Origin of the sequence: Clostridium sulfidigenes (assembly GCF_052067195.1) — a bacterium.
GTDB classification, from domain to species: Bacteria; Bacillota; Clostridia; order Clostridiales; family Clostridiaceae; genus Clostridium_J; species Clostridium_J sulfidigenes.
On the sequence record NZ_JBQHQR010000002.1, the window covers coordinates 95,521 to 109,505 of the forward strand.

Annotated in this window: 11 protein-coding genes and 1 pseudogene; 2 read left to right on the forward strand and 10 right to left on the reverse strand. The window is 30.1% G+C overall.

Annotation, left to right across the window (positions count from 1 at the left end; genetic code table 11):
* Positions 1 to 471: 471 nt before the first annotated feature.
* Positions 472 to 696 (reverse strand): annotated as a pseudogene (locus ACTNBA_RS02375) (hypothetical protein); the annotation flags it as partial.
* A 180-nt stretch (positions 697 to 876) separates the two neighbouring features.
* Positions 877 to 1,767 (reverse strand): ABC transporter substrate-binding protein, encoded by an 891-nt coding sequence (locus ACTNBA_RS02380; RefSeq protein ID WP_441072287.1) that lies wholly within the window; start codon positions 1,765 to 1,767, stop codon positions 877 to 879.
* A gap of 321 nt (positions 1,768 to 2,088) precedes the next feature.
* Between ACTNBA_RS02380 and ACTNBA_RS02385 the strand changes: the two genes are divergently transcribed.
* On the forward strand, positions 2,089 to 3,057 hold the full coding sequence (locus tag ACTNBA_RS02385) for a helix-turn-helix domain-containing protein (RefSeq protein ID WP_441072289.1): 969 nt from the start codon (positions 2,089 to 2,091) through the stop codon (positions 3,055 to 3,057).
* Between the two features lie 380 nt (positions 3,058 to 3,437).
* Here the strand turns inward: ACTNBA_RS02385 and ACTNBA_RS02390 are convergent, their stop codons facing one another.
* The 4 genes from ACTNBA_RS02390 to ACTNBA_RS02405 form a co-directional block, all read right to left on the reverse strand.
* A complete protein-coding gene (locus ACTNBA_RS02390) occupies positions 3,438 to 3,926 on the reverse strand; it encodes a cysteine hydrolase family protein (RefSeq protein WP_441072291.1) in 489 nt (162 codons plus the stop codon).
* A gap of 156 nt (positions 3,927 to 4,082) precedes the next feature.
* Positions 4,083 to 5,432 carry a B12-binding domain-containing radical SAM protein gene (locus ACTNBA_RS02395; RefSeq protein ID WP_441072293.1) on the reverse strand — a complete coding sequence of 450 codons (1,350 nt, stop codon included), beginning with the start codon at positions 5,430 to 5,432 and terminating at the stop codon, positions 4,083 to 4,085.
* Positions 5,433 to 5,838: 406 nt separating this feature from the next.
* A complete protein-coding gene (locus tag ACTNBA_RS02400; protein ID WP_441072295.1) occupies positions 5,839 to 9,246 on the reverse strand; it encodes an FtsX-like permease family protein in 3,408 nt (1,135 codons plus the stop codon).
* A gap of 10 nt (positions 9,247 to 9,256) precedes the next feature.
* The gene (locus tag ACTNBA_RS02405; protein WP_346870429.1) at positions 9,257 to 9,958 is read right to left on the reverse strand and encodes an ABC transporter ATP-binding protein; all 702 of its coding nucleotides are present in this window, start codon (positions 9,956 to 9,958) and stop codon (positions 9,257 to 9,259) included.
* A gap of 219 nt (positions 9,959 to 10,177) precedes the next feature.
* Between ACTNBA_RS02405 and ACTNBA_RS02410 the strand changes: the two genes are divergently transcribed.
* Complete coding sequence (locus ACTNBA_RS02410; protein ID WP_441072298.1) at positions 10,178 to 10,729, forward strand: TetR/AcrR family transcriptional regulator; 552 nt, start codon at positions 10,178 to 10,180, stop codon at positions 10,727 to 10,729.
* Positions 10,730 to 10,804: 75 nt separating this feature from the next.
* Here the strand turns inward: ACTNBA_RS02410 and ACTNBA_RS02415 are convergent, their stop codons facing one another.
* From ACTNBA_RS02415 to ACTNBA_RS02430, 4 genes are all read right to left on the reverse strand, one after another.
* Positions 10,805 to 11,098 (reverse strand): cysteine-rich small domain-containing protein, encoded by a 294-nt coding sequence (locus ACTNBA_RS02415; protein ID WP_035131288.1) that lies wholly within the window; start codon positions 11,096 to 11,098, stop codon positions 10,805 to 10,807.
* An 89-nt stretch (positions 11,099 to 11,187) separates the two neighbouring features.
* Positions 11,188 to 12,363 (reverse strand): macrolide family glycosyltransferase, encoded by a 1,176-nt coding sequence (locus ACTNBA_RS02420; RefSeq protein ID WP_441072300.1) that lies wholly within the window; start codon positions 12,361 to 12,363, stop codon positions 11,188 to 11,190.
* A gap of 40 nt (positions 12,364 to 12,403) precedes the next feature.
* Positions 12,404 to 12,826 (reverse strand): helix-turn-helix domain-containing protein, encoded by a 423-nt coding sequence (locus ACTNBA_RS02425; protein WP_147520410.1) that lies wholly within the window; start codon positions 12,824 to 12,826, stop codon positions 12,404 to 12,406.
* Positions 12,827 to 13,052: 226 nt separating this feature from the next.
* Positions 13,053 to 13,943: a YitT family protein gene (locus ACTNBA_RS02430; RefSeq protein ID WP_346878455.1), complete on the reverse strand. Its 891-nt coding sequence runs from the start codon at positions 13,941 to 13,943 to the stop codon at positions 13,053 to 13,055.
* Between the last annotated feature and the right edge of the window lie 42 nt (positions 13,944 to 13,985).

Consider the following 13,985-nt stretch of genomic DNA (forward strand, 5'->3'; position numbering starts at 1 on the left):
TATAATATTTTATATTAATCTAATAACGCTAGCACCTGCGTTATATACAAATGTAAGACTAGTCTAACTTTTAAAAGCGTAGCATTTATAAATTCCACTGTCAATCGCTTAAAAACCCCCTTTTCAGAAGTCATTTTCTATTAAAATAAGAGTAACTTATTGTTTTATAAGGGCTAAATGAAAATACTTCTCGTTATTATGGATTGTAATTTAAATAAAACGGATTATGTTTTTCAACTCTTATCTGCCAACAATCTAAGTATTCGTAGTATATCTGAACTATGCTGATATAAAAATCCAGTAAAATTTGCTGCTGCCTTTAAAGATATCCATAGAATTACTCATAGTTATTTAGAAAATATTTTAACTTATAAAAAATTAAAGAGCTGTATCAGATTGATTTCATAAATCAATCTTGATACGGCTTCTTTTTTCACTTTCTAAATATTTATAATTTTCTTCACTTTCTTATCTGGCGTCAGCCGTTATCGATTTACATCTCTTTCCTATATTGGATTCTAGTTCGTCTAAAAAAGGAATTAAAGTAAGTTGGTCAGATCTTTCATATGATATATGAACCCCTACAATATATTCAGCTTCTACTCCTATTTGTACATTATAAGCCGATTTTAATTGGCTATTTCTCATATGATCTTCTTTCATATTCATGAAAGTTGCGTCTACATCTGTTTTAGACTAATAATCTTTTTCATGTAATTATTATGTGCAAAAAGGTGGATTCAAATTACTGAATCCACCTTTTTATCGGCTAGTATCAAAATTTATTTTGATACAGCCCCTTGTATTATTAAGCTATAAAATTCATTAGAGAACTCCTATCTCTTTACATGAATATTATAGCTTAATTTATTTTTATTAATTTTCTAGTAATTTATCCATAATATAATCTAACTGTACCCCCGATGAGTAAATATCAATATCATAAAACAGTGTAAAATCAATAGGTATAACATGTCCTGCCTTAACAGCGGGAATTGATTTCCAAACTGGATTATTCTCTAATTCCCCTATCTCTCCACTAAATATTATATAATCTCCAGCGTAATCCTTAATTGATTCAAGAGAAACCTCTCTATATTGATCTTTTCCTATAATTTCACTCTGTATGACATCTGGTGCTCTAAATCCGAAATGACTGTAAATTAGGTCGCCTCCACGTCCCCATTTATCACCATACACCCAAATACCTCCATTTGGGCTACTCTCAAAAATACTGAATTTCTTATCCATAATTTCTTTAGAAACTAATTGTTCCTTTGCATCATTTATTTTTTCTTTAAAATCAAATAGCACCTTTGATGCCTCTTCCTTTTTATTAAGAACCTCCCCTAAAAATGTTATTCTCTCCTCCATGCTAAGAGTACTGAAAGGAATATAAATTGTAGGGGCAATTTTAGAAAACTCCTCAATCTTTTCTTCGTTTATAACAAGAATAAGATCTGGATTATATTGCATTATTTCCTCTGGTTCAAAGTTTTCCCATACTGGTAAGTCTTCTACTTCCTTTTCATAAGCACTCCCATTTGCATCATAAGTAGCTACTGGTTTAACTCCTAATGCCAAAATGTCACCCATTCCATAAGTAGCAATAACTCTTTCTGGATTAGCAGGAACCTCAACATCTCCTCTTACAGTACTTACAGTACGAACAGCTTCTTCTTTAGTAGTATCCTTAGATGAAGAACAACCAACTAAAATTAAAGTAGCTATAAATGCTGTACAGAATAGTGATAAAAATTTCTTCATTTTATATCTCTCCCTTATAAATATCTTATATTAATCTAATACCGCTAGCACCTGCGTTATATACAAATGTAAGACTAGTCTAACTTTTAAAATCTTAGCATTTATAAATTCCACTGTCAATCGCTTAAAAACCCCCTTTTCAGAAGTCATTTTCTATTAAAATAAGAGTAACTTATTGTTTTATAAGGGCTAAATGAAAATACTTCTCGTTATTATGGATTGTAATTTAAATAAAACGGATTATGTTCTTATTGAAAACATTTCTCAAATGATGCTATAATATTGTTACTTTAAATCAAAAAAGAGAGGGGTAAAAATTTTATGGATGAATATAATGATTCTTCTTGGAGTGCTTTAGCAGATAAATATAATTTTGTTAAAAGGTCTTATGGTAATGGACATATTTACGATTTTCCTACTCATTGGTCAAATGGATGGATTGCAGAAATAAATGCTGCTAAAGGATTGTTTGTTTCAAGTGCTTGGTTTACTCCAAGTGAACAGATAGTACATACAATAAATTCAAGTAGGCCTTTTATGATTATCTTCTGTGTTGACTGTGGAGAAATAGTCTATTCACAGCAAGGAAAAAAGAGACAAGTTCTTTCTCCAATCACTCATCTAATTATTAATCCTCAAAAACCATTTACTTTTACTTTCTCTAAAGACGTACACTATTGTTTTACCAGTGTTTTAATTTTTGATGATTTTATAAAACCCTTTCTTAAAGAACGTACTAATGCACCTAAAATTAGTGTTGGTGATGCGAAGCTCTGGAAAACCCAACATTACAACACTCCTGATATAATGCTTATTTTAGAGCAAATTAGATGGGCTGTAAGAAATACAGACATGCCTTTACTTGCTTTTGAGGGGATGACTTTGCATCTTTTGTCTGCAATCACTAGAAACTTTCCTGATATCCCGAAAAGAAGAAGCAGCCGCCGCCACTACATTACTTGGGAAAATGAGCAGAAGATTTATCAAGTTAAGACTAAGATTGATGAAGATATTTTAAATACTCCAGATACACTTGAACTATGCAGAATAGCTGAAATGAGCGAAAGTAAACTTCGCGAATCTTTTAAAAATCACTATGGAATTCCTCTTTATAAATATATTCGAATAGAAACCATGAAAAGAGCCATGCAGCTCTTATCTGCTGACCATCTAAGTATTCGTGGCATATCTGAACTATGCGGCTACAAAAATCCAGCCAAATTTGCTGCTGCCTTTAAAGATGTTCATGGAATTACTCCTAGTGATTTTAGAAAATCTTTTAACTTATAAAAACAACCTTAACCATGTGATATCAATGGTTACAGCTATAAATATCATTTATTTATGGTACTGTTCATTATTCTTTATTCTAAAAAATAAATAACCCTCCACAACACATTTCCGTATTGTCGAGGGTTTCATGATGGAGACGAAGGGTCTTATACATCCATCTGACTATATCTCAGTGTATAAGTTCTATACAAGAGAAAAAGTGCTCCATACCACAAAGATTAGCACTTTCTATAAAATTCATAGTTTACAGCATATATCTAATCCAATAGCTCTAAAACAAAATAAGCACGCTGCCAAAGTGGCTTACACCAAATCAAATCTTTGGATTATCTGCTTTTGTTCTGAGGATTGCTTAGTGCCTAGGCACTAAGCTTTTCTTACTTTAAAAAATATTCCAATGCCTCAAGACTAATTACTGGTCTTAAGAGTTGCATTTTTTTCACTTCTTCATATTCAACCCCTGCAATGCCACTTTGAAGTAATGATGTTCCATATCCCATTTCTTTTGCTCCATTATAAGAGAACAATACACAATACTCTGCTGCAAATCCGCTTATAACAAGAAATTCAACTCCAAGTTCTTGAAGCTTATCATGAAGCTCTGTCTTGAAAAATGCATTATTATACTCTTTATGTATAACAATATCATCTGTACTCTCATTAATAGAATCAACAAATTCAAACTTCTCAGAACCAGGACCATCTCCCACTTCTATATCCAATACTTTAACAACAGGCAATCCTTTTTCCCTAAACATACGTGCTGCCTCATTTATATACTCTACTGCATCATCAAATTCTCTTTGACATTTACAAAAGTCATAACATCCCTTTTGCATATCAATTATTAGAAACGCTGCTTTCATTCTTATACACCCCTTTAAATTTTTATATCTTACCCATGAAAATATATTTCCAATTTATATTAAAAACCAACAAATATATACTATTAAATTATAATACATTAAATAGTAAAAGTCTCAACTTTTTCAAAAATAAAACTATCTAATTTAATTACTCAATTACTTTAATGTTCTTACCAATGCACTTCTACTCTTTGAAAGAAGTTCATTCTTAATTAGAAAATTCCATACTGGCTCAAATTTTTTCCATGCACCTGCATAAGTGAAATGTTTTAATCTCATTCTAAGTTCTTCATGTTCCTTTGATGCCTTATATATATTTCTCCATCTATAGAAATTTTTATAAGCTCTATTATATCCACTTTCCATTTCTTCTTTTGTAATATTAGGGTGATTAAATACTAAATGCCTAGTATCGTATAATCTCCAATCCTTAGTAATAATTCTCTTATCTTCATTCATTTTATTAAATATACCCGTACCAGGATAAGGAGTAAGAATATGATTAGTTGCTGTGGTTATCCCGCTATTAATAGCCCATTCTGTAGTTCTATCAAAAACATCTAAAGTATCACTATCCAGTCCAAAAATAAAACTTCCATTTATCATTATTCCTAATTCATCTAATTTTTTTATTGCTTTACTATAATCTTTTCCTATGTTAGACCCTTTATTAGCTTGAATTAAGTTCTGTTTATTAATACTTTCAAACCCAATAAAAGCACTCCTGAATCCAGCCTCATACGCAAGATCAATTGTATCATCTTGAAGAATAGAATCCACAGTTATTGCACCTTGGAAAACTCTATTCATTCCCCTCATTTCCTTGAAAACTTGCCTTGATAACTTTTTATCCGCAAATATATTATCATCAAGGAAATATAAATGTCTCCCTTTCATGCTTTCAATTTCTTTTAATATCCTGTCTACTTTATATGCAAAAAAAGATTTTCCACCCTTATAAAATGAACTAACATAACAAAAGGAACATTTATTAGGACACCCTCTTGAAAAGACCATGGAATTTGGAACTAAATACTTCTCTTGTTTAAATAAATCCCTTCTTGGCAGCGGAAGATTATCTAATGAAACTTCCCCTTGCTCATAAAACTCCTTTATATTTCCCTCTTTAAAATCCTTTAAAAACTCTGGAAAACTTCTTTCTCCAAGACCAAGTAATACAGTATCTGCATGCTTCTTAGCCTCTATAGGTAATGATGTTGCATGAATTCCACCAATAGCAACCTTTATTCCTCTTTTTCTATAAAAATCTGCAATTTCATAAGCTCTATTAGCATTAGTTATATAACTTTCAATACAAACTAAATCTGGTTCATCATTTAAATTTATTTCTTCTATATGTTCATCCACTACTTCTATTTCATCTGAGTCATCACACAATGATGCTAAAGTAGCCAAGCCTAAAGGAGGAAACAGTGAATATTTTATAGGCCTCCAATATGGACTTTTTGCCTCTTCTAATGCTGGTAAAATAAACTTTATTTTCACAATAAATTGTCTCCTTTTCAAAAGCTATCATAGTAACAAATATCTATTACTACTTTCTTTTTACAGAGTAACAAACCAGTAATAATTTACCAATATTTCACTCTTTATTTATATATGATACCATTACCTTTATTGTTTTTCAATATATTTTTATTCTTTTAAGCAATATCTCTTTATCTTAAAATTAAGGGTTGCATTTCGATTTACAACTGAGGGTTGCATCTTAATTTACAATTAAGGATATCTATTTAGTTTCATGATAACATCATAAACAGAGTTCTTTACTCCCACTTTGAAAAAGATGGAGTATTAGATCTGGTAGATATCGGATAAAAAAATACTACTTTTAACCTAACACTTTGCAGAAAAAAAGAGCCGCAATTTGCGACTCCCTTTAATTTAAACTTTACTCTATGGATTTTAGTGCATCAATCATATTTATATATTTTAATTTTATATGCATCATTATCATAACTAATATGGCAAAAAACATTGTAATTACTCCAGAGATTACATAACTGCTCATATCTACAGTTGGTATCATCATCATATTATCCATTTCTGCTGTACTCACTAAAAATACATATAATATTTTACCCATAACTGACCCTGCAAGTATACCTAATATTGTTAGTATTATGTTTTCTCTAAATATATACATAGCAACTTCATTATCATAAAAGCCTAGTACCTTTATTGTAGATATCTCTCTTATACGTTCAGATACATTTATATTAATTAAATTATATAATACAACAAATGCTAAACTTCCAGAAGCAACTATTATTACTATCATAACTAAGCCTAAATCAGCAGATTCACTTAAGCTTCTTAGCTTTGAAGCAAGGGTAACATTTACTACTTTATCATTGTCCATAAGAGTAGTAGATATTTTATTATCATCTTCTCTATTAGAATTTAACTTTAATAATTGTGCATTATATTTTGGAGCACTTTTAAATATCTCTTTATAATAGGATGGTGATAGATATATATAATGTCCAGCATAATTTTCTACTATGTTGTCTACTTTAACCTGATGAGAATTATTATCTGAATCTGTTAAAGTTACATAATCCCCAGCAGATACCCCTAAACCATTTCCAAGTTTTTCATTTATAATTACTCCACTATCTGATAGTTTGTACTCAGTTCCACTTTTTCTATCATTTAATAAAATATATTTATTTAACTCATCTATATTTTCTGGTACATACATAATAGCACTTTGCTTACTTACACCTTCTTTAATAAAGGTTACTGAATCTTGATGAATATTTAAGCTACTTTCATATCCCTTTAAGTTATTTAAACTACTTTCATATTCCTCATCTTCTTTTTTACTATTATTATCATCAAATACTACCATAGCATCGTACTTTAATAATTTCCCAAATTGAATATCCATAACTGAAGAATTGGATTTTTCAAGAGATATCCCTGCAACAAGCATAGCCATACATCCTGATATACCAAGTATTGTCATTAACATCCTTTGCTTATATCTAAAAAGATTTCTAAAGGTAACCTTTTGATTAAAGTTCAGTCTTCTCCATAAAGGTGTAATTCTTTCTAATAATATCTTTTTACCAACCTTTGGAGCTTTTATTCTCATTAAATTAGAAGGATTTTCTCTTAATTCCTCTTTTAATACAATTAATGATGCTCCCACGGTACAAAGTATTGAAGCTACTAAAGACTGAATTATATAGGATGGATAATAGTTTATTTTTACCTTTGGTAATGCAAAGGCAGATGAATAAGCTTTACTAATTATATATGGAAGGATACTGCTTCCAACTACAATACCAAGGACACTACCAACAATACTAGCTAATGCTGCATAAACTATGAATTTCCTAGCTATTTCTAAATCCTTATAGCCTAATGCCTTTAGAGTTCCTATTTCCACTCTATTTTCTTCCACCATCCTAGTCATTGTAGTTAAGCATATAAGTGCTGCAACTAGGAAGAAAAACACAGGAAATACTGAAGCTATCTTATCTAAGCTATCAATTGATCCTTTGTAAGTTGCGTAACCAGGATTATCATTTCTATCAAAGAAATAATACTTACTATTATCCAAATCACCTAATTTTTCTTTTTCTTCATCTATCTCTTTTCGCCCATCTGTAAGTTTTGCTTTATTCTCCTTGATATCCTTCTCTCCATGAAGAAGTTTTTTCTCCGAAGCCTCAAGTTCCTTCTTAGCCTTATCAAGTTCTAACTGTCCTTGTTTTTTACCTTCCTCAAGGTCTTTTTTACCTTTGATAAGTTCCTCTTTCCCTATGAGTATTTGCTTTTCAGCTGCTTCAAGTTGTATCTTGCCTTCATTAAAACTTTTAACTTTCTCCTCATAGGCAATTATACCTTGTTGATACTGAGTTATTCCAGCTACTAAAGTTTCTACCTTAGACTTATTCTCACTTGCACTTTTACTAGCACCTTCTACTCCTTGTGCCATACTAATCACTAAAGAAACATTAGTTGGGTCTTTTTCTAAACTACTTACTAAACTACCTAATTCATTTAAACCTAAATTAGGATTAGATAAAGCACCTTTCCAATACTGAATTTTCTCCGTTGAAACTTTTTCACCTTCTTTAAGGTTCTTTGCTGTTTCTCTCATATCATTAGAAAGTGTCTTGTATGTCCCAATTAAAACTTCTAAACTATCTATTTGATTTTCATACTCTACTGTGCTCTCAGTAGGATCAATGCCTTGATTTAAGAATCCTTCCTTAGCATTATCAAGTTGAATTTTTCCTGCCTCTAGCTGTTTCTCACCCTGTAAAAATTGCTCTTTTTGTTTATCAAGTTCTTTCTGACCTTTGTCTAACTCTCTTTCACCTTCAATTAATTTCAGTTCACCAGCTTTAATTTCTTGCTGATACTTTTCTGCAAACTCTTCATATTGATTTTTACCATTAATAAGCTTTGCTCTACCTTCATCTATTTCTTTTTCAGCATCTTCAAGTTTTTTTTCACCATCTTCTATTTCTTTATAAGCCTTACTAAGCTCCTTTTCTGCCTCTAATTTTACTTCTTCAATTCTTTCTACCACTCTTTTTGAGTATAGGTTTTTAAGATACTTATTATTTTCCTCCATCTTATCCTTATACTCGTCACTATATGCACCAAGGTTAGCTACATTTTTAAATCGTACATATACTTCCGTATACACATCCATGGATATATCTAAGCTATTTAATATTGCAAAATAGTCTACACTTCCTTTTCCAACGGTAGTTGTTCCCCTAGATATATTTTCTATATACATAGGACTTTGTACAAATCCAACAATTTTAAAAGTTTTCTTCTTAAAGTATTTATCTAGCTCTTCATCAGATTCTATGGTGTAGGTATCCCCTATGTTTAAATTTTTATCTTCCTTTAAAGCATTTTCATCTAAAGCTATCTCACCACTATTTTCAGGCAATCTCCCTTTTTTAACAATAAATTTATTTATATTACTAGAGTCCTTCTCATCATATTCCATAAATTTAACCACATTATTTATATTAGTTAAATTTACATCTATACTAGATGTTCCAAAGTAATCTAAAATTTTATCCTTATTCTCAAGTAGCTTTAAATCATTCTCATTAAGACCTATACTAGACACTATCTTGCTATCCATTAGATTTTGCTCTTTAAAAAATTCATTTATAGACTCTTTTAAATCTGGTCCACTAGATTTAATTCCAGAGTAAAAAGCAACTCCTAAAAAAATTATAGCAAATATTGATATAAACCTTGCTTTAGAAGATAATATTTCCCTTATTATTGATTTTTTATATGCTCCATTTTTCATCTTCTACCCTCTACCACTCTATGTCTTCAACTGAAACAGGATTTTTATTCACTTCAACACTTGTAACCTTTGCATCCCTAATTTTTATAACTCTATCTGCAATAGGCGCAAGGGCTGAATTATGGGTTATAACAATTACTGTTGTCCCTGTATTTTTACATGTATCCTGTAATGTCTTTAAAATCTGTTTTCCTGTTTTATAGTCAAGGGCTCCAGTTGGCTCATCACATAAAAGCAACTTAGGATTTTTAGCTATAGCCCTTGCTATAGAAACCCTTTGCTGTTCTCCTCCTGATAATTGAGATGGAAAATTGTTTTTTCTATGATCAAGTCCCACTAACTCAAGAGTTTTATCTACATCTAAAGCATCCTTTGAAATTTGTGTAGCCAATTCCACATTTTCCTTTGCAGTTAAATTTTGAACTAAATTATAAAACTGGAAAACAAACCCCACATCATGTCTTCTGTACTTTGTAAGCTGTCTCTTGTTAAACTTAGATATATCAACGTTATCAATAATTATTTCACCTTCATCACAAGTATCCATTCCTCCAAGTATATTGAGCACAGTTGTTTTACCTGCACCACTTGGTCCTAGAATAATAGTAAACTCTCCCTTTTCTATAGAAAAATTAATACCATTATTTGCTGCAATGGTAGTTTCTCCAACCTTGTATCTTTTATATTCATCTTTTATCTCTATGTATGACATGTTGCCCTCCCTAATCAATACTACCCTTAAATACTCAATGTCATTAAATAGACACCTTGTTTAGTTAATGCTATAATTCAAGTATAAATAATATATGGATTAGTTACAATAATCACATATTTTTATAGTGTTATTAAATATACATTTTAACGAATTTTGTTTATTTAATAACATATAATTAATAATTGCTTTAATAAATACTAAAAAAGGATGAGTTAAATGGCAGGCGTTAAAGGAAACAGAAGAATTTTATATACTAAAAAAATAATAAAAGAAAGTTTAATTGAATTACTTAAGCATAAGAAAATTCATGAAGTTACAGTTACTGATATCTGCAAAAAATCAGATATTAATAGAGGAACTTTTTACACCCATTATAAAGATACCTATGACCTACTTAAATCCCTAGAGGATGAACTATTTAATCAAATCTTAGAATATATCGAAGAAACCCCCGTTGAAGAATACAAAGATGTTTTATTGCTTAAAGCTCTTGAATTAATTCAAGAAAACAAAGAATTATGCCAAATTTTATTCAGTAAACAAATGGAAAACAACATTATGGATCGTATTATTTACGTAGCAAGTAAATCTAAAATTGATAAGCTAGTTAGTCATTCAAAAGTAGATGATAAATTTTTAGATTACTTTATAAAATACTCTGTAGGAGGGGTTGTTTCAGTTGTTCAAACATGGCTAGACAATGATTTAAAGGAATCTCCTAAAGAAATAGTTAACATTATAAATAGTATTATCTCTTTTCGACCTTAATATTATAACTAAATAAATAAGCTAAAAAGCTAAATACAACTTAGTATCTAGCTTTTTAGCTTATTTATTATCTGCTTATTTATCTTTATCTAATTGCTCTTTTACTAGTTTCATAATTTCACTATACTTACTATTTATAAGCCCATAGTTATCTTTAACATGTGGAACCATACATCCACTACAGTCCTTTATTCCATCTTCAGTAATTTTGAAATTACCACCACATTTATCAGCTAATGCGTAAAGTGGGCAATAACAAAATAGGCAATTAAACTCCTCAGGTTTATTAGTTTTGTGACAAGGGAAATATTCACATTCCTTATTTTGATGAAAAGCATAATGCTTACCTTCCCAATATTTATCTATCATCTTTTCTCCCCCTACCCTTTATCCTTAGTGTAAAGTTTTTTACACTATTTATCTTATATATTTTATTATACAGTGTGTGATTATAACCGTCAATTTATAGCATCTATAACCTTTAATATAGAATCAGCTGCTTTCTTTGAACCTCCAGCATCTTTGAAACCTTTTGCTAATTTATTTGCATTTTTCTTATAATCATCATTATCCATAACCTGTAATACTGCATCTTTTACGGATTTAGGATTATTTCCTTTTAAAAAGATCCCAGCTTTCAAATCAGCAACTCGTCTTGCTACCATTCCTTGCTCTTCATGCTGTGGATATAACACCATAGGCACTCCATAATACAAGCTTTCATTAACACTATTCATACCACAATGAGTAATAAATACATCTGTATTTTGAAGCACTATAATTTGTTCAACACTATTTATAACCTGAAAATTTTCTGGTATATAGCCTAAGTCTTCAATTACAGTATCTTTTCCAACTGACATAACTACATGAAAATCACAAGTTTCAAAGGCTTTTATACAATTTTTATAAAATTTTATATTTTTGTTATTAACCGTTCCCAAGGAAATATATATTTTTTTACGCTTTCTTTCCTCATATCCAGCCTTAACATTAGATACTGAAGGTCCTATAAAGGAATATTTATCTGAAAAAGTCTCTACCATTGGTTGAAACTCCTTTGAAGTATATACAATGGTATTTGTATCATTATCATTTTGAATTATAGAAACAAAATTCTTAACATTATATCCATGGTTTCTCAAAAGCTCTATTTTCTTATTAATACGACTCATGCCTAAAATCATAAGTATAGCTTCCTTAAAACCTTTCTTCATCATCTTTGCAGTATACTTATTAAATGCAAAGGTTGTTGTAGAACATACATAGGTAATATTTAATTTTTCTGCAAATAGCTTACCCCAAAAACATAAAGAATCTGATACAATACAATCTGGATTAAACCCTTTAAGTTCATTACATACTTTTTCATCTAAAGCTATAGTAGTATCTGCTATCATCTCAATTAAAGCCGCAAAATCCTTCCCAATTTTTTTCTCATCTCCAGGCTTTAATTCTGGAAGATACTCATTACAACTAATAAATTTTGCACCTGCTCCTTCAATCTTTTCTTTAAATTCATCAAAAGAATAATACCATACTTCATGGCCTCTATATGATAATTCACGCACTACCTCAATTGTAGGATTCGTATGTCCATGTGCAGGAATACAAAAAAATACTATCTTACTCATATTATAATCCTCCCCTTTTAACCCCTCTGCTTAAAAGCTATTACTCCTTAGTTACCACACCAATTTGACCTACAAAATTTATAAGGTCACGTTGATGTACAATGGCAATTCCCCTATCTTCATCTCCTAATATTAATAAATTATCACCAGACTTAATATTAAATAGCTCCCTAGCTTTTTTAGGAATAACAATCTGACCACGTTCTCCAACCACAACGGACCCAAAGAAATGTTTTCCCTTAGGTGGCACAACAACACCTGAATCTTCCTCTGAATGATTAACTAAATCATCCATAGTAACGTTATACAATTTTGCAAGAGCAATACAACTATTTATATCTGGAGTTGACTCTCCATTTTCCCATTTAGCAACAGCTTGCCTAGAAACATTAATCTTCTCTGCCACCTCTTCTTGAGTATATTGATTGATTTTCCTTAATCTTTTCAAATTTATATTAATCATATTTATCATACCTTTCATATTTATTATATTTTTCTTACCCTTCAATGTCTATCAACCAGCATTAACATTCATGTATATATTTATATTGAAATTATAACTTCATTACTTCTAGAAATAGTAGATATACAGAAGATTTAATTACTAAGAAAAAATTTTTATAAGAAAATCATTAATTTTAAAATAGCTACATAAGTTTAAACTTACATAGCTATTTTTATTAATCATTTTATTTATTTTCCAACAATACTTTTGGTTTACTTTTGATTCCCTTTATTCCAAGATTACCATAGATTTCACTAACTGTTCCTGCGGTAATAAATGCATCAATTTGTTCTTTTTTAATAAATTCCATAAGATAAGAAAATTCATTTCGTGTCATTAAACTTTCAATTTCATACTTGCCCTCAGCTTCTAATCCACCTTTAATTGGATATAGTGTTGCTCCACGCTTCATATCTTCTATTATAAATTTACGAATTAACTGATAATCATTAGAGATAACACAAACCCTTTTTCTAGAATTAAATCCTATCATAAAGTGCTCCAATATTAATCCATTGAGATAAGTTCCAATCAATCCTATGATTACCGTTCTTACATCATACACAAAAATTGCGGTACAACAAATAATTGCTCCTGCAATAGTAACTGATGAACCTAAATCAACGTGAAAATATTTGTTTACAATTTTGGCTATAATGTCTAGACCACCTGTTGATGCATTGCGTCTAAATAAAATCGCTTGTGAAAAACTCAAAATCAACACAAAACATATAAGATCTAGCCACTGATCCTGCATCAATGATTGACTCATTGGCCATAACTTTTCTAGTATGGCAAGGAGCGGTGACAAAATCAAAGCTGAATATACAGTTTTAATGCCAAATTCTTTCCCAATAAGAAAGTAAGATAAAATTAATAAAAATGAATTTATAATAAAAATTAATACCGGCAATGGAATGGATGTAAGTAAATTAATTACTATTGATAAGCCAGTAATAGATCCAACAATTAATTTACTTGGAATCAAAAAGAAATGTACAGCTAATGCTCCAATAAACATACCTAATGTTAATATAGGTATTTCCTTAATAAAAGATTTTACCCTTTCCCCCATTTTATCTCTCCTCAACCTTTAAGCTAACCGTTTATTTTCAAA

What these genes read in the sequence shown, in the direction of transcription:
- ACTNBA_RS02380 (WP_441072287.1), bottom strand. Translation starts at nt 1,767, where the DNA reads ATGAAGAAATTTTTATCACTATTCTGTACAGCATTTATAGCTACTTTA.
- ACTNBA_RS02385 (WP_441072289.1), top strand. Translation starts at nt 2,089, where the DNA reads ATGGATGAATATAATGATTCTTCTTGGAGTGCTTTAGCAGATAAATAT.
- ACTNBA_RS02390 (WP_441072291.1), bottom strand. Translation starts at nt 3,926, where the DNA reads ATGAAAGCAGCGTTTCTAATAATTGATATGCAAAAGGGATGTTATGAC.
- ACTNBA_RS02400 (WP_441072295.1), bottom strand. Translation starts at nt 9,246, where the DNA reads ATGAAAAATGGAGCATATAAAAAATCAATAATAAGGGAAATATTATCT.
- ACTNBA_RS02405 (WP_346870429.1), bottom strand. Translation starts at nt 9,958, where the DNA reads ATGTCATACATAGAGATAAAAGATGAATATAAAAGATACAAGGTTGGA.
- ACTNBA_RS02410 (WP_441072298.1), top strand. Translation starts at nt 10,178, where the DNA reads ATGGCAGGCGTTAAAGGAAACAGAAGAATTTTATATACTAAAAAAATA.
- ACTNBA_RS02415 (WP_035131288.1), bottom strand. Translation starts at nt 11,098, where the DNA reads ATGATAGATAAATATTGGGAAGGTAAGCATTATGCTTTTCATCAAAAT.
- ACTNBA_RS02420 (WP_441072300.1), bottom strand. Translation starts at nt 12,363, where the DNA reads ATGAGTAAGATAGTATTTTTTTGTATTCCTGCACATGGACATACGAAT.
- ACTNBA_RS02425 (WP_147520410.1), bottom strand. Translation starts at nt 12,826, where the DNA reads ATGATTAATATAAATTTGAAAAGATTAAGGAAAATCAATCAATATACT.
- ACTNBA_RS02430 (WP_346878455.1), bottom strand. Translation starts at nt 13,943, where the DNA reads ATGGGGGAAAGGGTAAAATCTTTTATTAAGGAAATACCTATATTAACA.